Genomic DNA, 21,432 nt, shown 5'->3' with positions numbered 1-21,432 from the left:
GGCAGGATGCCGGCTGAACAGGCCTACTTTTTCCGCCATTCGCCGTCGGCTGTCAAAAACCAAGTCCCGGCCGGGACCTTCTGCCACAGCTCGCCGGCATAGACCGCGCCGACCTGGCTGGCCGGCACGCCCTGCTTGGTCGCCTGCGCCTCGTAGATCTCGCGCCGCTTGGCGTTGATCTCCTCGACCATGCCGGCGGCATTGGGATCGCGTGCCACCGCATAGCCGTCGTAGCGCTCGCCGACCTTGCCGGCGGCGCGCAGTTCGTCGAGCGTCTGGGCGGCCACGGGGCCGCTCAGCAGCGGCAGCACCAGAAACGCCGCCGCCATCAGGGCGAAAAGCGAAAACCTGCGCCGCGTCAACTTGGGGGTCATGATACCGTCCTCTCGGCTGCCGTCGTTAGAAGACATCGGGATTTTCCTGGATGTCTTTGGCTGCCTGTTCTTCAATCTTTACACGGACTTCCGCATCCAGCTTCACATTCAGGTTTATCGTGATCGGCTCCTTGGGCGCCGCCACCTGGACCGTCGGGGTGCAGGCGGCGAGGGCGAAGCACAGCAGGGCTCCCCCGAGGGCCGCTCTACGAGCACCAAAGCTGACCAATATCCTTCTCCTTCACGGCGCATTCCCGCAGACTCGGGAACCTTGAGCATAACAGCGCCCGGCGGAGACCGCCATGCAGCGCACCATGCGACTTAAGGGTTCTACGCAGGCGGCCGGCCAAGCGTCCCCGCGCAAGAGACGGACCTACTGGTTCAGCTGCCAGGCCCGCTTGAGGGCATCGTCGGAGAGGCTGTAGCCCTGCTGCAGGGCTTCCAGCACGCTGGTCAGATTGCTCTCGAGGTTGATGTTGAACCGGAAGGGCTGGCCGTCCATCACGGTCGGATTGCTGCCCAGAGTGGAGAGCTGCACGGTGGCGTCGTTCTCCGCGCTCTTGGTGAGGGTGATCGTCAGATTGTCGTAACGGAAGTCCTCCAGCGCCCGGACCCCCGCTTCGACGGCCTCACCGCCGCCCGCCAGGGCCGAGCGCAGCGCGGCGATGCGGATCGACAGCACGCCGGGCCCCTGCGCCTCGAAGCGGCTCTCCTCGATGACCACGTCGCCGCCGGTAAACACGACCGGCACGCTGCCCTTCAGCACGCCGGTGCCGGAGAGCCCGTCGACGCCGAGCAATTTGAAGAGCGTGGCGAGGTCGAGGGTGTCGGTCGCCAACACCACGCGGTTGCTTTCGGCGGCAGGGTCGAGCGTGGCCGGCGCGATCCGCCAGCGCGCGCCGCCCAGGTCGAAGCCGCCCTCGGCGACGGACAGCGCCGGCTTGGGATCGAGCGCGAAGGTCAGCGCGATGTCTTCGACGGGAATGCCGGCCTCCAGGCTGGCCACGGTGAGGCGCTGGCCCGGCGGACTCGTTGGCGGCAACAGGCTGCTGAGATCGAGGGTGAGGTCGAGGCCGTCGACCTTGGCCGGCCCGCCGAACGAGAGGCCGCTGAGGCGCAGGGTGCCGTTCTCCCGGGCGGGATCGCGCGGCCAGACGAGCGCGGCATCCGCCTCGACGGTGCCGCTGACCTCTTCCAGGTCCTGCAGCAGCGGCGAGATCCGGGCCGGCTGCAGGTCGCCGGGGGCGAAGGCGAGGGGCCGGCCGTCAAGATCGAGCTGTGCCGTGCCGTCATCGTTGTAGCGGCCGGCGAGGGCGGCCAAGGCCTCGCCCTCGACCAGCGCGACCTCTCCGGCGAGATCGTAGCCGGCACCCCGGCGCTTCACGGTGCCGTTCAGCGCCAGCGGCGCGGTCAGCGCCGGATCGCCGCCGGCCTGGAAAGGCCCGACCGCGAAGCGGGTGGTGCCGGGCCGCAGGTCACGGTCGAGGGTAACGTCGACTTCGGCGGCCTCGGCGGTGAAACCGTAGCCCGGCAACGCGAAGCCGGAGAGGCGCGTGGCAAGGCTTGCTTGGTGTCCGGCGGCGGGGTCGAAACCTCCGTCGAGCCGCAGGGTGAGCGCGCCGATGGTGACGTCGATGGGGTCGCGCCCGGCCGCCGTAAGGGCGAAGGCGGCGCCGTCCTCGCGTCCGCTGAGACTGTAGCGGTAGCCTTCGGCATCCGGCACGGCATCGAGTGTGAGCGTGTCGATGGCGATGCGCAGCGGCGCGGCCAGGTGCAGCGGCGCGCCCTCGCCGAACTGGGCGATGCTGACGCTGCCGGGCTTCGCCAGTTCAAGGTGCAGCCCGTCGGCGCCGTAGTCGGCGGCAAGCGGCAGCGTAGCGGCGACACCGCGAGCCTCGCGGCCGCCGACGGAGAGACTCTTCGCTTCGGCTCGAGCCGCGATGCTGCCGTTGAAGCCTTCGAAGGCGAGGACGTCGCCGAACACGCCGACGCCCTCGATCCTCGCACCGAGTTTCACGCCTTGTTCGCTGGAGGCCTCGGCGGCAACGGCGACTTCTGCCGTGTCGGGGGGCCAGGCCGGCGTCGCGGCGAGGCGCAAGGGCAGGTCGCCGTCGCTTTTCAGGGAGAGGTTGAGGCCGGAGGCCACAAGCGGCAGCAGGTCGTCCGGCACGCCGAAGCCTGCGAGGGTGTCGCGCGAGGGCCGCTCGACGCGTAGCGCGGCGTCCTGAGTGAGCGTGAGGATTGCCTGGCCGCCGGAGAGCGCCAGAGACAGCGGCAGGTGTCCGGAAATGCCTTCGGTGCCGTCGGCCAGGGCGACCTCGGCGAGGATCGCCTCGCCGGTGAGAGCGAGGTCGTTGCGCAGCAGCATTTCTGTTGGATCGCGCAGGGCTGTCAGCAGGGTTTCGTCGCTCTCCTCGCCGCCGATCTTGCCCAGGACACTGGTGGAGCCGGCCTGAAGCACCAGGGTACCCCGCGTGACCGCAGGGCCCGGAAGCGTGATGAGACGGACCAGGCCGCCCGAGGTCTCGACCGTGCCGTTGAGGTCCAGATCAAGCTGCAGGGTTCCATCGTCACCGCCGACGAGGTCGGCCGCGGTCCTCAGGTCGAGGCGTTCCCCATCACCTTGCAGGGCAGCCGTCAGGAGGAAGCTTGTGGCGTCGAAGGCCGCTTCGATCTTGCCTTGCGAGAGCCGCAGGGCGGCACCGCTCTCCGGCGTGTGGCTGAGCCCGGTGAGGTCGACGCTGGCGGTAAGCTGGAGCGTTTCAATGCCGGTGCCGGTTGCGGCGACCCTGCCTCCGAAGCTTTCCACCTTCAGCGTCTCCCAGGCGAGCCGTCCGTCGGTAACGTCGGCATCGACGTTGATCGTGCCGTCCGCCGCGCGGCGCGCATCGAGTTTTGCCTTCAGGCGGCCGAGGTCGCTGTCGAGGGCGAGGGACGCCGCGGCGGTCAGCGTGCCGTCTGCAGCCGGCGTCAGGGTACCCTCAAGGCCGGCGGTCATCGGGCCCGAGGGGGTGGCAAAAACGACCGACGCCTCACGCAGTGCCACCTCGGGCACCCCCTCGGGCACCACCTGGGGCACTGGGGGCGGCGACGCCGAAGTCGGGGCGCCGTCGCCGTCGCCAGGGGCGGCGGCATCTTCGGGGCCGGTCAGCAGGCGGTCGAGCGCCGGCTGCAGGCTGCCGAACAGCGGACGCTCGCCGGTGAGGTCGATCTTGATGCGCAGCCCGTCGATCGCGGCCTGCGTGATGGCGACGTCGAGGCCGTTGAAGTCGGGCGTCGCCGTGATTTGTCGGATGGCCACTTCGCCATTCGTGCCGAGGCGGATGTCCGTTGCCTCGAGCCTGCCGGGCGTCAGGTGGGTGATGGCGAGGTTCTGGACCGCGACGCCCTGGCTTTCCAGGTAGGCGACGGCGGCGCGGGTCGCCAGCTCCTCGCGGAACAGCACGACGCCGCCGGCGGCGGCGAGCAACAGCACGACCGCGGCCAACAAAAGGCGGCGCAGGAGACGGCGCGGCTTCCTGGGAGACGGCGAAGCGGCTTGCGACATGGGTGAAGGCTAACGCAGCACGGGGCCCGAGACGAAGCGACAAAAGAAGAAAGGCCGGTCCGCGAGGACCGGCCGCAGTTTCTCTCTCTGCTTATTGTTTATCTCTGGCGTCAGCCCGCGGCGGCGACCGCGCGCTTCAGCATGACGCTGACCAGGTTGGCGCGGTACTCGGCCGAGGCGTGCATGTCGCTGTTGAGGCCGTCGGAGGAGACCTTCACCTTGCCGACCGCGTCGGCCGAGAAGCCGCCGCCGAGCGCCGATTCAGCCTCCGCCAGCCGGAACACGCAAGGCGCCGCGCCGGTCACCGCGACCCGCACGCCGGCCGGGCCCTTGCTGACCATGACGCCGACGATGGCGTAGCGCGAGGCCGGATTGGCGAACTTCGCGTAGGCGGCTTTCTCCGGCACCGGGAAGGAAACAGCGGTGACGAGCTCGTCATCGGCCAGGGCCGTCTCGAACATGCCGGTGAAAAAGTCGTCGGCGGGAATCTGGCGCTTGTTCGTCACCACCGTGGCGCCGAGGCCGACGAGGCCGGCCGGATAGTCCGCCGCCGGGTCGTTGTTGGCGATGGAGCCGCCGATGGTGCCGCGGTTGCGTACCTGCGGATCGCCGATGCCGTCGGCGAGGTGGGCGAGGGCGGGGATCTTCGCCTTCACCGTGGCATTGGCGGCGACCGCCGCGTGAGTGGTCATGGCGCCGATGACGATGGCGCCGCCTTCCTCCTTGATGCCCTTCAGGGCCGCGATGGCGCCCAGGTCGACGACGTCGGAGGGGCTGGCGAGGCGTTGCTTCAGGGTCGGGATGAGGGTCATGCCGCCGGCCATGATCTTGCCGTCGTCGGCGCCGGTGAGGGCGGCCACGGCGGCATCCACGGAAGCGGGGCGATGATGGGTAAAGTCGTACATGGTCGTGATCTCCCCTTATTCCGCGGCCTGGGCGTGCTGGTTGGCCAGCCGCCAGACCTTTTCCGCCGTCGCCGGCATGTCCATGGAAAGGATGCCCAGCGCGTCGGTGATGGCGTTGATGGTGGCCGCCGGCGCCGCGATGGCGCCCGCCTCGCCGCAGCCCTTCACCCCCAGGGGGTTGTGGGTGCAGGCGGTTTGCGTCATGCCGACCCGGAAGGACGGCAGGTCGTCGGCACGGGGCATGCAGTAGTCCATGTAGGACCCGGTCAGCAACTGGCCGCTGTCCATGTCGTAGACGGCATTTTCCAGCAGTGCCTGGCCGACGCCCTGGGCGATGCCGCCGTGGACCTGGCCCTCCACCACCATGGGGTTGATGACCTTGCCGAAGTCATCCACCGCGACCCAGTCGACGATCTCGGTGACGCCGGTGGACGGATCGATCTCTACCTCGGCGATGTGCACGCCCGCCGGGTAGGTGAAGTTCAGCGGGTCGTAGAACGCCGTCTCGTCGAGCCCCGGTTCCAGGTCCGGCGGATAGTTGTGCGGCACGTAGGCGGTGAAGGCGATCTCGGCGATCGACTTCTCCTTGTCGGTGCCGGCGACGCGGAACTTGCCGCCCTCGAACTCGACGTCCTCGACCGAGGCCTCCATCAGGTGGGCGGCGATCTTCTTCGACTTCTCGATGATCTTGTCGCAGGCCTTGGCGATGGCCGAGCCGCCGACCGCCAGCGAGCGCGAGCCGTAGGTGCCCATGCCCATGGGGATCGAGCCGGTGTCGCCGTGCACGATCTCGACGTTCTCGATCGGGATGCCCAGGGTCTCGGCGACCAGCTGTGAGAAGGTCGTTTCGTGGCCCTGGCCGTGGCTGTGCGAGCCGGTGAAGATCGACACCGTGCCAGTGGCGTTGAAGCGCACTTGGGCGGACTCCCAGAGGCCGACACCAGCGCCGAGCGAGCCGACCACCGCCGAGGGGGCGATGCCGCAGGCCTCGATGTAGGCCGAGAAGCCGATGCCGCGCAGCTTGCCCTTGGCCTCGGAGGCTTTCTTGCGCGCCGGGAAACCAGCGTAGTCGATCATCTCCAGCGCCTTGTCCATCGAGGCGCCGTAGTTGCCGATGTCGTACTGCAGGGCGACCGGGGTCTGATAGGGGAACTGGTCCGGCTGGATGAAATTGCGGCGGCGGATCTCCGCCGGGTCCAGCTTCATCTCGCGGGCCGCCACCTCGACCAGACGCTCGACGACGTAGGTCGCCTCCGGCCGTCCGGCGCCGCGGTAGGCGTCGACCGGCGCGGTGTTGGTGAACACCGACTTCACGTTGGCGAAGATGACCGGCGTGGTGTACTGCCCGGCCAGCAGCGTGGCATAGAGGTAGGTCGGCACCGAGGTGGCGAAGCTGGAGAGATAGGCGCCGAGGTTGGCGATGGTCTCCACCTTCATGCCCAGGAACTTGCCGTTCTCGTCCATTGCCAGCTCGGCATGGGTGACGTGGTCGCGGCCGTGCGCGTCGGAGGAGAAGCTCTCCGAACGCTCCGCCGTCCACTTCACCGGCGCGCGGACCTTCTTGGCCGCCCAGGTGCAGACGGTCTCCTCGGCGTAGCAGAAGATCTTGGAGCCGAAGCCGCCGCCGACGTCCGGCGCGATCACCCGCAGCTTGTTCTCCGAGATACCGAGCACGAAGGCGCAGAGGATGAGCTTCAGAAGGTGCGGATTCTGGCTGGTCGAATAGAGCGTGTAGCTGTCGGTGCCGCCGTCGTACTCGCCGATCGCCGCGCGCGGCTCCATGGCGTTGGGGATCAGGCGGTTGTTCACCAGGTCGACCTTGGTGACGTGCGCCGCCTTAGCGAAGGCGGCGTTGACCTCGGCCTCGTCGCCCAGCACCCAGTCGTAGCAGAGGTTTCCCGGCGCTTCGTCGTGGACCTGCGGGGCGCCCTTGTCCAACGCCTTGACGGGGTTGGCGATGGCTTGCAGTTCCTCGTAGTCGACCTCGACCCTCTCGCCGGCTTCCTTGGCCTGGGCGTAGGTCTCGGCGATCACCACGGCGACGTGGTCGCCGACGTAGCGCACCTTGTCGCGCGCCAGCGGGAAGTGCGGCGGCGCCTTGTGGGCCTCGCCGTGGCGGTCGGTGACGACCCAGCCGCAGGGCAGCGAACCGACGCTGTCGGCGGCCATGTCGGCGCCGGTGAAGACGGCCCGCACGCCGGGCGCCTTGGCCGCTTCGGCGGTGTCGACCTTCTTGATCTTGGCGTAGGCGTGCGGCGAGCGCACGAAATAGGCAAAGAGCTGGCCGGGGCGGTCGATGTCGTCGGTGTAGCGGCCCTGGCCGGTCAGGAAACGGAAATCTTCCTTGCGCTTGACGCTGGCGCCGATTCCGGTGTCTGGCATGATCCTACCCCTTCATGTTGGCGGCGGCCGATTGAATGGCCTTCACGATGTTGTGGTATCCGGTGCAGCGGCAGATGTTGCCTTCCAGCCACTCACGGATCTCGCCTTCGTCGGGGTTGGGATTCTTTTTCAGCAGGTCCACGGCCGACATCACCATGCCCGGCGTGCAGAAGCCGCATTGCAGGCCGTGATGCTCGCGGAAAGCCTCCTGCACCGGGTGCAGGCTGCCGTTCTGGGCCAGGCCTTCGATGGTGGCGACCTCGGTGCCGTCGGCCTGCAGCGCCAGCATGGTGCAGCTCTTCACCGACTCGCCGTTCACGTGGACCACGCAGGCGCCGCACTGGCTGGTGTCGCAGCCGACGTGGGTGCCGGTGAGGTGCAGGTTCTCACGCAGAAACTGAACGAGCAGGGTGCGGCCTTCGACGTCGCCTGTCACCGCCCGCCCATTGACTGTCATGGACACTCTGGGCATGGGGTATCTCCCTTCCTTGACCTTCCGAACGGAATGTTCGGTTTTTTTGTTTGTTGCCGCGGGCTTACTGGCAGGCTCGCGGTGGTTGACGTCCTTGCAACGGTGAAGTCTGTTGCCGCACGCGAGTCCCGTCAAGGGGCGCCACGGGCAGGCTTCATGAATTTTTGGTCACAGGGCCCGTTCGGTCAGAGGGCCCGTTCGGTCAGAGGGCGAAAATCGCGATCAGCAGCGCCACCGCCACCAGCAGGCCGGTGACCCACACCCCCAGGGAGGCGCCGGCGCCGACGTCGGCATCGGCGTCCGCGGGTGAGCGCGAGGCGGTCGCCGGCGCCGGCGCGGGAGCTGGCGCGGCTGCCGGCGCGGACGAGGGGGGAACGTCCGAGGCGGTTGCGGCCGGGGAGGGGGCGGTCTCGCCCGGCGCCGGCGCTTCGCCGCCCCGCTCGACCGTCTGGGCGAAGCGGGAGAAGAAGTCGTCGGCCATCTTCTTGGCGGTGCCGTCGATGAGGCGCGAGCCGATCTGCGCCAGCTTGCCGCCGACCTGGGCCTGGACGTCGTAGGTCAGCAGGGTCGCGGCGCCGTCGTCCTTCAGGTTCACCTTGGCGCCGCCCTTGGCGAAGCCGGCCGCGCCGCCCTTGCCTTCGCCGGAGATGGTGTAGCCGTTCGGCGGATCGAGGTCGCTCAGCGTGACGTCACCCGCAAAGCGTGCCGAAACCGGGCCGACTTTGGCGCGCACCTTGGCCGAAAAGGAGGTGTCCGAGGTCTTTTCGATCTCCTCGACGCCGGGAATGCAGACGCGCAGCACCTCGACGTCGTTCAAAGCCTCCCACACGGTCTGGCGCGGCGCCTCGATACGGTATTGGCCGGTCATCTGCATGATCGTTCGCTCATCCTATCCTGAAATACCAATGGCAAAGGCGCGGCAGCGGCCCATCGGCCCGCAGCACGCCCCGAATCTCGTTTCACGTCAGAATTGCCGTTCCGCCGCGCGGGTTCAAGCCCCCCCTTCGGCCAATAGGCGCGGCACCCTGGGGACTCCGAGCGACCTTATCCGCCCAGGAACAGGCGGCCGACCTCGGGATCTTCCAGCAGGGCGTCGCCCTTGTCGGCCATCGCCAGCTCGCCGGAGACCAGGACATAGCCGATATCGGCGAATTCCAGGCCTTTCTTGGCGTTCTGCTCGACCATGATGATGGTCTTCCCGTCGCCCTTCTGCAGGTCGGTGAGGATCTCGAAGACCATGTCGATGAAGCGCGGCTCCAGGCCGATCGACGGTTCGTCCACCAACAAGACCTCGGGGTCCATCACCAGGGCGCGGGAAATCTCCAGCAGGCGGCGCTCGCCGCCCGACAGCACCTTGGCAGGGTGGCGCCGCCGTTCGGCGAGGCGCGGATATTTTTCGAAGATCTCCTCGGCCTTCTGCTTGGCCTGGACGGGCTTGTTCATCAGGTAGCCGCCCATCCAGAGGTTCTCTTCCACCGTCATGCCGGGGAACACCGACTTGTCCTGCAGGATGTAGGCGACCCCGGCCGAGCGCAGCTTGTCCTTGGGCGACAGCCGGGTGACGTTCTTGCCGTTCACCACGACGTTGCCGCCGAAGATGTTGGTGAAGCCGAAGATGGAGTGCAGCACCGTCGACTTGCCGGCGCCGTTCGGCCCGATGAGACAGAGGGACTGACCCTTGCCGACCTGCAGGTTGAAATTGTGCAGGATCTCCATCTTGCCGTAGCCGGCGCGCAGCCCCGCGATCTTGACGAAGGGCTTGTTGTCCGCCAGGGCGGCGAGATGGCTTTCCGGGACCGCCTCGGTGGTCAGCGCGGCGGCCTGGCGGTTGACGTCCTCCACCGAGATGACGGTGTCGACCCCGCCCAGGCCGTAGCCGCGAACCTGCCGCTCCGCGCCGTCGGCCCGCTTGGCTTCGTTGGTGGTACCCATCAATGCGCCCCCAGATATGCGTCGATGACCCGCTGGTCGTTCTGGATCTCGTCCGGATCGCCCTCGGCCAGCATCTCGCCATGGGCGAGGCAGTAGATGTGCTCGGCCAGGTTCATGATGACCCGCATGTTGTGCTCGATGACCAGCAGGGTGATGCCGAACTCCTCGTTGGCGCGCTTCAGGCGGTCGATGAGGCCGTTGATCAGCGTCGGATTGATGCCTGCCGTCGGCTCGTCAAGCAACAGCACCTTGGGCTCGTTCATCAGCGCCATGGCGAACTCCAGCAGCTTCTGCTGGCCGAAGGAGAGATCGCCGGAGACCAGGTGGCGCTTCTGGTAGAGGCCGACGAACTCCAGGAGGCGCTCGGCCTTGTCCTTCTGTTCGGCCGAATAGCCCTTGAACATGTCGGTAAAGCCCGCGTTGCGGTGCGGCACCGAGATCAGCATGTTCCTCACGCAGTCCATCTTGGAATAGATGCGGGTCTGCTGGAAGGTGCGCAGCAGGCCGAGACGCGCGATCTGCGGCACTCTCAGCGCGGAGATCTCGCGGCCCTCGAACCGGATCGAGCCGCCGTCGATCGGATGGTAGCCGACGATGGAGTTGAACAGCGTCGTCTTGCCGGACCCGTTGGGGCCGATCAGGCCGGTGATCTTGCCTGCTGGCACGTTCAGCGAGATGGCGCGGTTGGCCTGCACGCCGCCGAATGACTTGGAGACGTCGCGCACCTCGATCATAGGAGAGGGGCTCATCGGGCGGCCTCCCGGCCGGCGGCGCCGGCGCTCATCCCTTCATCGACGGTTATGCCGAAACGTTCCGGCCACTTGCGCTGCAGCCAGCCCATGATGCCTTCCTGGAAGAACACCACGTTGACCACGATGAGCAGGCCGAGGGCGACCCACTGCCAGCCCAGCAGGTAGGTCCAGGTGACCTCCTTGATGACGTGGAAGAGAGTGGCGCCGATGACCGGCCCCCACAGCGTGCCTTTGCCGCCCAACAGGGCCATGACGACCATGAAGATGCCGAAGGTGACGGTCGGAAAGGCGACTTCCAGCGGTTCGACGAAGCCGGTCATGTTGCCGAAGACCGCCCCGGACATGCCCAGAAAGAAGCCGGAGACCGACCAGGCGACGAGCTTGTGGCGCAGGGTGTGGATGCCCATGGCCTCGGCCTTCTCCTCGTCGTCGCGGATGGCGTTGATGGCGAGGCCGAAGCGCGTCGAATAGAGCCAGCGCACGCAGAGGAACGTGAGCGCCGCGAGAGCGAAGAGAATGACGTAGAAGACGACCGACTTCTCGTGCGGCAGGCCGGGATAGACCGGCATGGCGATGCCGCTGCCGCCGCCGATCCACTCCCAGGTTCCGGTCAGCTCGCGCGCCGAGAGTGCGATGCCCAGGGTGCCGATGGCGAAGTAGGGACCGCGCAGGCCGAAGACGATGCGCCCGAGGATGAGCGCGAAGATGACGCAGCCGATCGCGGCCGCGCCCATGCCCAGGACGAGGCCGTAGAAGTAGTCGCCATGGTCAAGCACCAGCTGCTCGCCGCCGCGCGCCGAAGTGTAGGTGCCGACGTCGGTGAAGAGGCCGACCTGGACCACCGCGGAGATGTACATGCCGGCACCGAAGAAGAAGATGTTGCCGAGCGAGTTGTAGCCCATCTGGCCGCCGACGATGTCCCAGGTCAGCGCGAAAAGGATCATCAGCCATAAGAAGGCGACCTGCGTGGTGTAGGCGGGAATCACGAAGGGCGCGCCGATGGCGAAGGCCAGCAGCGCGGCATAGACGTACCACGGCGTGGTGTCGGCATTGTGGGCGAACCTGGTGGCGCGGCGGCTGCCGGCGGGGAGGGGCTTGCTGCCCGACAGGGTGTGTTCGCTGGTCATGGCTACTGCACCACCATTCTGTGCTTGGCGAGCTGGATCTGCCGCCAGATGAGGACCAGGACGAGCAGCGTCAGGGCCGTCGCCTGCTGGAACTCGGCGCCGAGCACGAAGCCGGCGTACTGCTCGGCGACGCCGAGGCCGAGACCGGTGATGATGACGCCGGGAATGTTGCCGAGGCCCGCCGCCGTTACGATGACGAAGGCGCGGATCGAATGGACGACGCCGTAGAACGGCTGGATCACCCAGACCATGGCGACCAGCACGCCGGCGGCGCCGCAGATCGCGGCGTTGAGGGCGTAGGTGAAGGCGTAGACCCGCTCGGTATCGATGCCCATGATCTTGGCCGCGCGCGGATCCTGCGCGGTGGCGCGGATCGCCTGTCCCATGCGGCTGGTCTTCATGAAGAGGATGACGCTGGCGGCCAGCAGCACGCAGAGCACGAAGGAGACGATCTTGATCTCCGCCACGGTCACCAGGCCGCCGAACAGCGAATGGGTGCCGAGGCCTGAATCCGCCGTGCGCACCTCCGGCCCGTAGGCCAGGTTGAGGCCCTGCTGGACCATCAGCGCGATACCGAAGGTCGCCAGCAGCGAGGTGAAGAGATCGCGGGTGATCACCCACTTGATGACCAGCAGGTACACGATCCAGCCGAAGACGAACATGATCGCAAAGACGATCGGGATCGAGAGGACCGGGTGGATGCCCAGGGTGCCGAGGTGCCAGGCGAAGTAGCCGCCCATGATGACGTATTCGCCCTGGGCCAGGTTCTTCACGTTCATCACGCCCCAGACGAGCGCGAGCCCGTAGGCGGCCAGCACGAAGATCGCCCCGATGAAAAGGCCGTCCAGCAGCAGCTGCACGTTCAGCACCGGCGCGATCAGCAGCAGATCGAGGTTGTCGAGCATGTGAGTCCTTCGCCCATCTATCCCGGTTGAAAGGGGAAAATCACTTGCCCCCGCCCTTTAGGGGGCGGGGGCAAGGGGGCGAAACCTCAGTACATCGCCTCGCGTGGCCAGACGAGCTCGTGCGAGGCGTATTTGGACGGTGCGACCACGACGTAGTCGCCGTCCTGGATCTGGCGCAGCACCATCGGCTTGGCGATGTTGTTGCCGGCCTCAGAGAACTTGATCGGGCCGTAGAAGGTTTCCATGTCGGTCGCCGCGATGGCGTCGCGCACCTTCTGCGGATCCAGCGAGTTGGCCTTCTCGAAAGCTTCCTTCCAAACGATCACCGCGGCGGAGGCCTGGGCGGCCTGGTAGGGCACGGTGGTGTAGCCGTCGAAGGTCTCGCGGAACAGCTTGTCGTAGTCCGCGGCCGAGCCGAAGTACTCGTCGGAGTAGCTCAGCGTCTCGGCCCACTGGGTCGGGCAGAGATAGCCGTCGGCCGCCGGGCCGAACTGGTCGGTCACCTTGGCGCCCTCGCAGTGGGTCATGGCGACCATGGGCACCTCGACCTGCAGCTCCTTCATCTGGCGCGCCGCGGTGACGGCACCCTTGTTGTGGCCGGAGACCACCAGCAGGTCGGGCTTCAGTGCCTTCACCTTGGTGAGCGTCGCCGAGATGTCGGAAAGGTCGGCCGGCATCTTGTCGTCGATGACGGCCTCCATGCCGTGCTTCTTCATCTGCTCCATCACGCCGGCACGCACGTCCAGCGAGAAGGCATCGTTCTCGAAGACCATGGCGACCCGCACGTCGGACGGCTTCTTGCCGTTGTTCTCGGCGACCTCGGCGGCGAGGTCGATGGCGCTGGAGAGGTACTGCTCGGACGTCGAGAGCACCGCGAAGAGGTATTTGTAGCCCTTGTTGAACAGCGCGCGCGATGCGCCTTCGGCCTCGACCATCGGCACCTGGTACTTCTCGGTCACCGGCGCCGCGGCGATGGTGGTCGCCGAGCTGTAGGGGCCAAGAATGTATTGGACGCCGTCCTGCTCGATCAGGCGCTCGAGCAACTGCGCGGTGCGCGCCGGGGTGGATTCGTCATCGTAGTACTTGACGGCCAGCTTGTACTGCTTGCCGTCGATGGTGACGCCGCCCTTGTCGTTGATGACCTTGATCGCGAGATCGTAGCCGTTCTGGGTGTCGATGCCGTTGGACGAGTATTTGCCGGTCAGCGAGTTGGCCGAGCCGAGAACGATGGTATCGCCCTCCACCTTCGCCTGCGCGGCGCCGGCGGCGATCAGTCCGGTGGCGGTGCCGGCCATGACGAGCCCGGTCAGGGCACGCTTAAGAGACACTTCTGGCGTGTAAATTGTGAGCATTTTTTGCCTCCCTCATTCCAAGCAGCTGTTCTGCTTAGTTCGTTTCTGCAGCTTTGCTAGCGCAGTTGATGACGATAATAGAGGGGTGACGGTCTGACGCAACCCTTGGCAGGTCCTACAGTCCGGCAACTGGTCCGTTCTGCGGACCAGAGGGCGCGCGGCCGGGGCCTGCCGGGAGCAGTTAAGTTACCAGAATTTCGAAGAACTTTACGCCGGGCTCAGTTGCTGCGGCGGCGCGGGCCGGTGAGTGAATCCGGCTCGTCGTCGGCGGTCGAGGGCGGCTCATCGAAGCTCGCCCAGCCGTAGTCGGTCCCCGTCGGGGGCAGCTTGGCCTTTTCATCGCTGTGCCGGTGGAGGAACGACTTGGCGATGAAGTTGGCGGTAATCGGGGCGGTCAGGAAGAGGAACAGCGTGATCATCAGCTCGTGAAACGACGGGTCGCGCTCTTCCCACAGCATGAAGATCATCGAGGCGATTAGCACCGCGCCGACGCCCAGCGTGCCGGCCTTTGTCGGGCCGTGCAGCCGCGTCATCAGGTCGGGCAGCTTGGCGAGGCCGTAGGAACCGACCAGCCCGAAGACGCCGCCGATCACGAGCAGCGCCGAGATCAGCAATTCGACGAGGATGTCCATGACCGCGGCGCCCTATTCGATGATGTCGCCGCGCAGGATGAACCTGCAGTAGGCGACGGTGGAGATGAATCCGACCATGGCGAACAGCAGCGCCGCCTCGAAATAGACCGTCGTCTCGCTGGTGATGCCGTAGAGGATCAGCAGCGCGATGCCGTTGATCACCATGGTGTCCAGCGCCAGTACGCGGTCGGCGATGCTGGGCCCCTTGGCCAGGCGGTAGAGGTTCAGCAGCAAGGCAATGGCAAAGCAGGCGAAGCTGAAGTGAAGAGCATAGCCGATCATTCGAAGATGTCCTTCAGCCGGGCTTCGTAGCGCTGCTTGATGCCGCTGACCTCGCCCTCGGGATCGCCGGTGTCCAGACAGTGCACCAGCAGGCTGCGGCCGTCGGCGGAGAGGTCGGCGGTGACCGTGCCGGGGGTCATCGTGATGGTGCCCGCCAGCACGGTGATCGCTTCCGGCGAATAGATCTCCAGCGGAATGGTGATGAAGTGGGGCCGCAGCTGGCGGTTCGACTTGAAGACGACGACGTAGGCGACCTTCACGTTCGCCACCACGATGTCCCACAGGACGACCAGGGCGTATTCGGCGATCTTCAGCGGACCGCGCACGCGCGGGCGCTGCGGCCAGAAGGTCGAGGTGATCTGCGGAATGGCGATGCCCAGGACGATGCCGAACAGGATGCCGCCCAGCGAGATGTCGTTCACCAGCATCACCCAGACGGCGGTCACCGTCAGGGTCAGCAGAGGATGGGGCAGGAGACGGGCGAACATGACGGCTGGCTCCTTCCTATTGTCCGGCGGCGAGCACGGCAGGGCCGAGCACCGCCTGAAGATAGGCGCTGGGATCGTACAGCCCGGCGGCCGTGGCTTCCAGATAGCCGGTGATCGGACCGGCAAAGACCGCCAGCGCCACCATGCCGGCCAGCATGGCGCCGGCGGCGACGATCGGGAAGGCGGGGCGGCTGACGTTGTGGTGCTCCTGCGGGCCGGGGATCGCCGCGCTCTTCCAGAACACCATGCTGCCGGCCCGCGCGAAGCCGACGATGGTCACCAGGGAGGTGACCAGGATCACCGTCCAGATGGTCGCCATGGATTCCGAAGAACGGGCGCTGTCCATCACCATCAGCTTGCCGAGGAAGCCGGTCAGCGGCGGCATGCCGGCCATGCCGATGGCGGCGAGGAAGAAGAGGCCGGCGAGCAGGCCGCTGTTGGCGGGCTGCGGCGCGGTGATCAGGCGGTCGCCGGCGCTGCCGCGGCGCTCCATGATCAGATCGTTGATGAGGAACAGGGCCGCGCCAGCGAAGGTCGAGTGGATCAGGTAGAACAGCGCCGCCGTGGTCGCCGCCGGAGTGAACAGCGAAACGGCGGTCAGCAGGGTGCCCATGGAGGCGATCACCGAGAAGCAGATCAGGCGGCTCAGCCCCTTGGCGCCCAGCACCCCCAGGCTGCCGAGCACCAGGGTGGCCAGCGCGGCGGGCAGCAGCCAGTCGGCGGCGAGCCAGGCATCCTCGCCGGCCTGGCCGCCGAAGACGAGGGTATAGACGCGGATGATCGAGTAGGCGCCGACCTTGGTCATCACCGCAAAGAGCGCGGCGACCGGCGCCGGGGCATTGGCGTAGGTGCCCGGCAGCCAGAAGTGGATCGGCACCAGCGCCGCTTTTACCGCAAAGACCACCAGCAGCAGCAGGGCGCCGACGCGCAGCAGTGCCTGGTCGCCGGCCGGCACCAGCGGCACCTTCACCGCCAGGTCGGCCATGTTCAGCGTTCCGGTGATGCCGTAGATGGTGCCCACGGCGATGAGGAACAGGGTCGAGCCGCCGAGGTTGACCACCACGTACTGCACGCCCGCCTTCATGCGCTGGGCGCCGCCGCCGTGCAGCATCAGGCCGTAGGAGGCGATCAGCAGAACCTCGAAGAAGACGAAGAGGTTGAAGACGTCGCCGGTCAGGAAGGCGCCGTTGATGCCCATCAGCTGGAACTGGAAGAGGGCATGGAAATGGCGGCCGCGCTTGTCCCAGTTGCTGGTGATGGCGTAGATCGCGACGACGACGGCGAGGATCGCCGTCAGCAGCACCATCAGCGCCGAGAGGCGGTCGAGCACCAGGACGATACCGAAAGGCGCCGGCCAGTTGCCGAGCTCGTAAAGCTGCGGCCCGCCGGCGGCGGCGTGCAGGGTGAGGCCGATGGCGACGGCCAGCAGGGCGACGCTGGCGGCGAGGGAGAACACGCGCTGCAGCAGCAGGTCGTGGCGCATCGCCAGCACGATGAACGGGGCCATCATGGCCGGCAGCACGATGGGCACGGCGATCCAGTGGTTCATGCCGCGCCTCCGCCGCCGGACCCGTTATCCTGGACAGCCGTCTCGTCGGTGTCGACCTCGTCCGTGCCGGCCTCCAGGTAGGCGCGCAGCGCCAGCACCACGATCACCGCGGTCATGCCGAAGGAAATGACGATCGCGGTCAGCACCAGCGCCTGCGGCAGCGGGTCGGTGTAGCCGAGGGCGCTGTCGGAGATCACCGGCGGCCGGTCGATCACCAGGCGGCCGGTGGCGAAGAGGAAGAGGTTGATGGCGTAGGACAGCATCGCCAGGCCGATGATGACGGGGAAGGTGCGACCGCGCAGCAGCAGGTAGACTCCTGCCGCCGTCATGGCGCCGACACCGCTTGCGACGAGGATCTCCATCTAGCTGCGCCCTCCCGAGCCGTCGTCCGGTGCCGCTTCCTCGCCGGCCAGACGGGCCCCCGCCATGCCGCCGCCGACGGCATCGCTGTTCGGCGTGCCGGTGACGGTGGGCCCTTCCGGCGTCGGGCGGAAGTCCATCGGCTGCTTGCTGATCGGCGCCTCGGTGCGCCGCGCCAGGCGCGACAGGTTGGCCAGCGCCAGCATGACCGAGCCGATGACGGTGAGGAACACCCCGGTGTCGAAGGCCATGGCGGTCGCCAGTTCGAAGTCGATGTGCAGCGGCAGGTGGACGTGGGTGTAGTCGCTGGTGAGGAACGGCCGCCCGGCGAGCCAGGCGCCGGCGCCGGTCAGCCCGGCGATGAGCACGCCCCAGGCGATGAAGGCGTGGTAGTCGATCTTCATGCGCCGCTCGGCCCAGCCGAAGCCGCTGGCCATGTACTGCATGAGAAAGGCGATGGCCACCACCAGGCCGGCGATGAAGCCGCCGCCGGGCTCGTTGTGGCCGCGCAGGAAGATGAAGACGCCGACCACCAGCGACAGCGGCAGCATGACGCGCGTCGCCACCACCATCATCAGCGGGTGGCGGTCCTTGGCGCGCTCCTGGTCGGGGATCCACGACGACAGGCTCTTGGCCGCGGGGCCGTGCAGGGCGCCGTCCAGCAGGGCGTAGATCGCCAGGGCGGCGATACCGAGGACGATGATCTCGCCGAAGGTGTCGAAGCCGCGGAAGTCGACCAGGATGACGTTCACGACGTTGGTGCCGCCGCCGCCGGGCTGCGACTGCGCCAGATGGAATTCGGAGATGCTGGTGAAGTCGCGCGACATCACCAGGTAGATCAGGCCGCCGATGCCGATGCCGCTGAGGCCCGCCAGCACGCCGTCGCGCAGATGGCGCGACGGCCGACTTTCGCGCGGCGTCTCCTTGGGCAGGAAGTTCAGGGCGAGCAGCAGCAGGATGATGGTCACCACCTCGACCGAGATCTGCGTCAGCGCCAGGTCGGGTGCCGAGAGGTAGATGAAGGCGATGGAGACGACGAGACCGACCACGCCGACGATGATCAGGGACAGCAGGCGGTTGTGGTGGAAGGCGACGAGCGCGATGCAGGCGCCCACCAAAAGCACCCAGCCGAGGATCGGCACCAGCGGCGCCGGCGTCGGCGGCCGCAGGCCCATGGCGTGCTCGCCGCTCATGAAGGCGGCGCCGCCGACGGCCAGCGCGGCAGCGACGAAGAAGGCGAGATAGCGGCGCAGCGAGCCGTTGTGCAGGCCGTCGATCATCACGTTGCAGATGCCGGCCAGGCCGTTCACCGTGGCCTCGAAGATCGCCTTGGCCTCCGGCCGCGGCGTCGCCAGCCGGATGCGGTTGAAGGCGTCGTGGCGCCACAGCAGGAAGGCGCCGCCGGCGGTCGCGATCAGGCTCATGCCCAGCGCCGGGGTGAGGCCGTGCCAGAGCGACAGGTGGAATTCGGGCAGCCTGCCGCCGGTCACCGCACCAGCGACGACCTCGACCAGCGGCTGGGCGACGACGGCGGGCAGCAGGCCGATGAGGACGACCAGTACGACCAGCAGGGCGGGCGGCAGGTACATGCCGCTCGGCGGGTCGTGGGGGTGGTGCGGGTAGTCGTCGCGCCGGCGGCCGAAGAACACGTGGAACACGTAGCGGAAGGAGTAGGCGACGGAGAACAGGGCGCCCAGCGTCGCCAGCGCCGGCAGCAGCCAGGGATTGCCCGCCCAGACGCTGTGGGTGGCTTCCTCCAGCATCATCTCCTTGGAGAGGAAGCCGTTGAGCGGCGGCAGGCCGGCCATCGAGAGGCCGGCGACGGTGGCGATGGTCGCGGTGATCGGCATCAGCCCGGCGAGCCCGCCCAGGCGCCGCGCGTCGCGCGTGCCGGCCTCGTGGTCGACGATGCCGGCGGTCATGAACAGCGCGCACTTGAAGGTCGCGTGGTTCAGAATGTGGAACACGCCGGCCACGGCGGCCATCGGCGTGCCGAAGCCGAACAGCATGGTGATGAGGCCGAGGTGGCTGACGGTGGAGAACGCCAGCAGCCCTTTGAGATCGTCCTTGAAGAGGGCGATCCAGGCGGCGATCACCATGGTGGCGAGGCCCGTTGTGGCGACGATGTAGAACCAGGCGTCGGTGCCGGCGAGGACCGGCCACATGCGCGCCATCAGGAAGATGCCCGCCTTCACCATGGTGGCGGAGTGCAGGTAGGCGCTGACCGGCGTCGGCGCGGCCATGGCGTGCGGCAGCCAGAAATGAAAGGGGAACTGCGCCGACTTGGTGAAGCAGCCGCCGAGGATCAGCAGCAGCGCGGGGATGTACCACGGCGAGGCCTGGATCTCGGCGCCGTGCTGCAGGATCACCGTCAGGTCATAGGAACCGGCGATGTCGCCCAGGATCAGCATGCCGGCGATCATCGAGAGACCGCCCATGCCGGTGACGGCCAGTGCCATGCGCGCGCCCTGGCGCCCCTCGGGCAGGTGCTTCCAATAGCCGATCAGCAGGAAGGAACTGAGGCTGGTCAGCTCCCAGAAGATCAGCAGCAGCAGGACATTGTCGGACAGCACAATGCCCACCATGGCGCCCTGGAACAGCAGCAGGTAGGCGTAGAACTGACCCATCGGGTCGTCCTTGGAGAGGTAGAAGCGCGCGTAGATGATGATCAGCAGGCCGATCGCGAGGATCAGGCCGGCGAAGAACAGGCCGAGGCCGTCGACGAAGAAGGTGACGTTGAGGCCGAGGGCCGGCAGCCAGTCCCAGCGCGCCTGCACCACCTCGCCGGCGAAGACCGCCGGTGCCAGGGTCAGCAGCAGGATGAAGGCCAGCAGGGTGACCGCGCCGGTGGCCAGCGCGCAGGCATCGCGCCCGGCGCGAATGAGCAGCCCGGGCAGCGCCGCCCCGAGGAACGGCAGCAGGACGATCCAGGCCAGCGTCATTGACGGGCGCGCCCGGTACAGGCCGAGCACAGACTGTACGCTGACCGACAAAATGAAAGGAAAGCGCCCTGCATCGCCCCTGAACCGTCCCTGTATCGCCCCTGTGGAGCTCATGTCGTGATTTTGTCTTATTGGCCCCGATTTGGGCGTCACGAGCCTACTGACGGAGCCGCGCCGGTCAAGTTAAACCGGCAGGAAACATACGGAATTCGCGCTCCGGGCTGAAGCTAGGGCCGGCTTGGTCTGGCGATGCGACCAACTGGGACGAAATCCACGGCAATGCGGTCTGTTTCGCGTACCCTGGAGCGGTCGTTGGCGCCGTCTGCGGCGTTGGCCGCTTGCCTTGCACGGAGTCGGCGGCGTAGTTGCGCGCGGTGCGGCAGCACGACATCGCATGGCCGCCGCCAGTTGGCATGGCCGCCGCCGGAGCGGAAACTTTAGGGAGATTGCATATGGCCGCCCAAGCCGGCACCGCCAGGCCTATTATCATCGATACCGATCCGGGTCAGGACGACGCCATCGCCATCCTGCTGGCCCTGGCCTCGCCGGAGCTCGAGGTGCTGGGCATTACCGCGGTGGCGGGCAACGTGCCGCTCAGCCTGACCGAAAAGAACGCCCGCAAGGTCTGCGAGCTGGCCGGGCGGCCCGATGTGAAGGTCTTTGCCGGCTGCGCGCGGCCCCTGGTGCGCCACCAGGTGACGGCCGAGGAGGTGCACGGCAAGACCGGCCTGGACGGCCCCGACCTTCCGGAGCCCGCCATGCTGCTGCAGGAGCGCCACGCGGTCGACTGGATCGTCGATACCCTGCGCGCGGCACCGGCCGGCAGCATCACCCTCTGCACCCTGGGGCCGCTGACCAACGTCGCCACCGCCCTCATCAAGGCACCAGACATCGCCGCGCGCATCGGCGAGATCGTTCTGATGGGCGGCGGCTTCTTCGAGGGCGGCAATACCACCCCGGCGGCGGAATTCAACATCTACGTCGACCCGCACGCGGCCCACGTGGTCTTCACCTCGGGTATCAAATTGACCATGCACCCCCTTGATGTGACGCATAAAGCGCTGATGACCAAGGCCTGGATCGAGTCGCTGCGCCAGCTCGGCACGCGCAGCGGCGACGCGGCGGCGGCGATGCTCGACTTCTATGAGCGTTTCGACATGGAGAAGTACGGCGCCGAGGGCGGCCCGCTGCACGACCCCTGCGTGCTGGCCTACCTGCTGCGGCCCGAGCTTTTCGCCGGCAAGGACTGCAACGTGCGGATCGAGACCGGCTCGGAGCTGACCATGGGCATGACCGTGGTCGACTGGTGGGACGTCACGCCGCATCCCGCCAACTGCCGGGTCATCAATGCGATCGATGCGCGCGGCTTCTACGCGCTGATCCGCGAACGCCTGGCGCGGCTGCCCTGAAGCGTCGGCTGCTCTTCAAGGA

At 67.4% G+C, this 21,432-nt stretch carries 19 protein-coding genes; 1 reads left to right on the top strand and 18 read right to left on the bottom strand.

Features of this window, described 5'->3' with window-relative positions:
* Window positions 1-23 precede the first annotated feature (23 nt).
* The 18 genes from WDC82_RS23515 to WDC82_RS23430 form a co-directional block, all read right to left on the bottom strand.
* Window positions 24-410 carry a YdbL family protein gene (locus WDC82_RS23515; RefSeq protein ID WP_340119861.1) on the bottom strand — a complete coding sequence of 129 codons (387 nt, stop codon included), beginning with the start codon at window positions 408-410 and terminating at the stop codon, window positions 24-26.
* Entirely contained in the window at window positions 400-603 is a 204-nt protein-coding gene (locus tag WDC82_RS23510) for a YnbE family lipoprotein (RefSeq protein WP_340119860.1), read from the bottom strand. The genes WDC82_RS23515 and WDC82_RS23510 overlap by 11 nt, the downstream gene beginning before the upstream one ends.
* 144 nt (window positions 604-747) lie before the next feature.
* The gene (locus tag WDC82_RS23505; protein ID WP_340119859.1) at window positions 748-3,849 is read right to left on the bottom strand and encodes a YdbH domain-containing protein; all 3,102 of its coding nucleotides are present in this window, start codon (window positions 3,847-3,849) and stop codon (window positions 748-750) included.
* A gap of 182 nt (window positions 3,850-4,031) precedes the next feature.
* A complete protein-coding gene (locus tag WDC82_RS23500) occupies window positions 4,032-4,826 on the bottom strand; it encodes a xanthine dehydrogenase family protein subunit M (protein ID WP_340119858.1) in 795 nt (264 codons plus the stop codon).
* Between the two features lie 15 nt (window positions 4,827-4,841).
* Window positions 4,842-7,208, bottom strand: a complete 2,367-nt coding sequence (locus WDC82_RS23495) for a xanthine dehydrogenase family protein molybdopterin-binding subunit (protein WP_340119857.1) — start codon at window positions 7,206-7,208, stop codon at window positions 4,842-4,844.
* A gap of 4 nt (window positions 7,209-7,212) precedes the next feature.
* Window positions 7,213-7,680 (bottom strand): (2Fe-2S)-binding protein, encoded by a 468-nt coding sequence (locus tag WDC82_RS23490; protein ID WP_340119856.1) that lies wholly within the window; start codon window positions 7,678-7,680, stop codon window positions 7,213-7,215.
* Window positions 7,681-7,882: 202 nt separating this feature from the next.
* A complete protein-coding gene (locus tag WDC82_RS23485; RefSeq protein ID WP_340119855.1) occupies window positions 7,883-8,554 on the bottom strand; it encodes a carbon monoxide dehydrogenase subunit G in 672 nt (223 codons plus the stop codon).
* 170 nt (window positions 8,555-8,724) lie between these two features.
* Window positions 8,725-9,612 (bottom strand): ABC transporter ATP-binding protein, encoded by an 888-nt coding sequence (locus WDC82_RS23480; RefSeq protein WP_340119854.1) that lies wholly within the window; start codon window positions 9,610-9,612, stop codon window positions 8,725-8,727.
* Entirely contained in the window at window positions 9,612-10,361 is a 750-nt protein-coding gene (locus WDC82_RS23475) for an ABC transporter ATP-binding protein (protein WP_340119853.1), read from the bottom strand. The genes WDC82_RS23480 and WDC82_RS23475 overlap by 1 nt, the downstream gene beginning before the upstream one ends.
* Complete coding sequence (locus WDC82_RS23470; protein WP_340119852.1) at window positions 10,358-11,491, bottom strand: branched-chain amino acid ABC transporter permease; 1,134 nt, start codon at window positions 11,489-11,491, stop codon at window positions 10,358-10,360. Before WDC82_RS23470 ends, WDC82_RS23475 begins: the two co-directional genes overlap by 4 nt.
* Before the next feature lie 2 nt (window positions 11,492-11,493).
* Entirely contained in the window at window positions 11,494-12,396 is a 903-nt protein-coding gene (locus WDC82_RS23465; RefSeq protein WP_340119851.1) for a branched-chain amino acid ABC transporter permease, read from the bottom strand.
* Between the two features lie 86 nt (window positions 12,397-12,482).
* Window positions 12,483-13,748, bottom strand: coding sequence for an amino acid ABC transporter substrate-binding protein (locus WDC82_RS23460; protein ID WP_340119850.1), 1,266 nt, complete (start codon window positions 13,746-13,748; stop codon window positions 12,483-12,485).
* Between the two features lie 218 nt (window positions 13,749-13,966).
* Window positions 13,967-14,380 carry a Na+/H+ antiporter subunit G gene (locus WDC82_RS23455; protein ID WP_340119849.1) on the bottom strand — a complete coding sequence of 138 codons (414 nt, stop codon included), beginning with the start codon at window positions 14,378-14,380 and terminating at the stop codon, window positions 13,967-13,969.
* A 12-nt stretch (window positions 14,381-14,392) separates the two neighbouring features.
* On the bottom strand, window positions 14,393-14,662 hold the full coding sequence (locus WDC82_RS23450) for a K+/H+ antiporter subunit F (protein ID WP_340119848.1): 270 nt from the start codon (window positions 14,660-14,662) through the stop codon (window positions 14,393-14,395).
* Window positions 14,659-15,150 (bottom strand): Na+/H+ antiporter subunit E, encoded by a 492-nt coding sequence (locus WDC82_RS23445; protein WP_340119847.1) that lies wholly within the window; start codon window positions 15,148-15,150, stop codon window positions 14,659-14,661. The genes WDC82_RS23450 and WDC82_RS23445 overlap by 4 nt, the downstream gene beginning before the upstream one ends.
* Before the next feature lie 16 nt (window positions 15,151-15,166).
* Complete coding sequence (locus WDC82_RS23440) at window positions 15,167-16,699, bottom strand: monovalent cation/H+ antiporter subunit D (RefSeq protein ID WP_340119846.1); 1,533 nt, start codon at window positions 16,697-16,699, stop codon at window positions 15,167-15,169.
* The gene (locus tag WDC82_RS23435; RefSeq protein ID WP_340119845.1) at window positions 16,696-17,061 is read right to left on the bottom strand and encodes a Na+/H+ antiporter subunit C; all 366 of its coding nucleotides are present in this window, start codon (window positions 17,059-17,061) and stop codon (window positions 16,696-16,698) included. Before WDC82_RS23435 ends, WDC82_RS23440 begins: the two co-directional genes overlap by 4 nt.
* Window positions 17,062-20,001: a monovalent cation/H+ antiporter subunit A gene (locus WDC82_RS23430; protein WP_340119844.1), complete on the bottom strand. Its 2,940-nt coding sequence runs from the start codon at window positions 19,999-20,001 to the stop codon at window positions 17,062-17,064.
* Between the two features lie 452 nt (window positions 20,002-20,453).
* Here WDC82_RS23430 and WDC82_RS23425 point away from each other — a divergent pair, with 452 nt between their 5' ends.
* Window positions 20,454-21,410: a nucleoside hydrolase gene (locus WDC82_RS23425; RefSeq protein ID WP_340119843.1), complete on the top strand. Its 957-nt coding sequence runs from the start codon at window positions 20,454-20,456 to the stop codon at window positions 21,408-21,410.
* Window positions 21,411-21,432 lie beyond the last annotated feature (22 nt).

It is taken from the genome of Pelagibius sp. 7325 (genome assembly GCF_037652055.1).
GTDB lineage: Bacteria > Pseudomonadota > Alphaproteobacteria > Kiloniellales > Kiloniellaceae > Pelagibius.
The sequence above is the reverse complement of the archived record's forward strand: the minus strand, read 5'-3'. Positions and strand labels throughout refer to the sequence as shown.

Excerpts from the sequence above, each read along its gene's own strand:
- WDC82_RS23515 (WP_340119861.1), bottom strand. The coding sequence starts at position 410 with ATGTCTTCTAACGACGGCAGCCGAGAGGACGGTATCATGACCCCCAAG.
- WDC82_RS23500 (WP_340119858.1), bottom strand. The coding sequence starts at position 4,826 with ATGTACGACTTTACCCATCATCGCCCCGCTTCCGTGGATGCCGCCGTG.
- WDC82_RS23495 (WP_340119857.1), bottom strand. The coding sequence starts at position 7,208 with ATGCCAGACACCGGAATCGGCGCCAGCGTCAAGCGCAAGGAAGATTTC.
- WDC82_RS23490 (WP_340119856.1), bottom strand. The coding sequence starts at position 7,680 with ATGCCCAGAGTGTCCATGACAGTCAATGGGCGGGCGGTGACAGGCGAC.
- WDC82_RS23485 (WP_340119855.1), bottom strand. The coding sequence starts at position 8,554 with ATGCAGATGACCGGCCAATACCGTATCGAGGCGCCGCGCCAGACCGTG.
- WDC82_RS23480 (WP_340119854.1), bottom strand. The coding sequence starts at position 9,612 with ATGGGTACCACCAACGAAGCCAAGCGGGCCGACGGCGCGGAGCGGCAG.
- WDC82_RS23475 (WP_340119853.1), bottom strand. The coding sequence starts at position 10,361 with ATGAGCCCCTCTCCTATGATCGAGGTGCGCGACGTCTCCAAGTCATTC.
- WDC82_RS23470 (WP_340119852.1), bottom strand. The coding sequence starts at position 11,491 with ATGACCAGCGAACACACCCTGTCGGGCAGCAAGCCCCTCCCCGCCGGC.
- WDC82_RS23465 (WP_340119851.1), bottom strand. The coding sequence starts at position 12,396 with ATGCTCGACAACCTCGATCTGCTGCTGATCGCGCCGGTGCTGAACGTG.
- WDC82_RS23460 (WP_340119850.1), bottom strand. The coding sequence starts at position 13,748 with ATGCTCACAATTTACACGCCAGAAGTGTCTCTTAAGCGTGCCCTGACC.
- WDC82_RS23455 (WP_340119849.1), bottom strand. The coding sequence starts at position 14,380 with ATGGACATCCTCGTCGAATTGCTGATCTCGGCGCTGCTCGTGATCGGC.
- WDC82_RS23450 (WP_340119848.1), bottom strand. The coding sequence starts at position 14,662 with ATGATCGGCTATGCTCTTCACTTCAGCTTCGCCTGCTTTGCCATTGCC.
- WDC82_RS23445 (WP_340119847.1), bottom strand. The coding sequence starts at position 15,150 with ATGTTCGCCCGTCTCCTGCCCCATCCTCTGCTGACCCTGACGGTGACC.
- WDC82_RS23440 (WP_340119846.1), bottom strand. The coding sequence starts at position 16,699 with ATGAACCACTGGATCGCCGTGCCCATCGTGCTGCCGGCCATGATGGCC.
- WDC82_RS23435 (WP_340119845.1), bottom strand. The coding sequence starts at position 17,061 with ATGGAGATCCTCGTCGCAAGCGGTGTCGGCGCCATGACGGCGGCAGGA.
- WDC82_RS23430 (WP_340119844.1), bottom strand. The coding sequence starts at position 20,001 with ATGACGCTGGCCTGGATCGTCCTGCTGCCGTTCCTCGGGGCGGCGCTG.
- WDC82_RS23425 (WP_340119843.1), top strand. The coding sequence starts at position 20,454 with ATGGCCGCCCAAGCCGGCACCGCCAGGCCTATTATCATCGATACCGAT.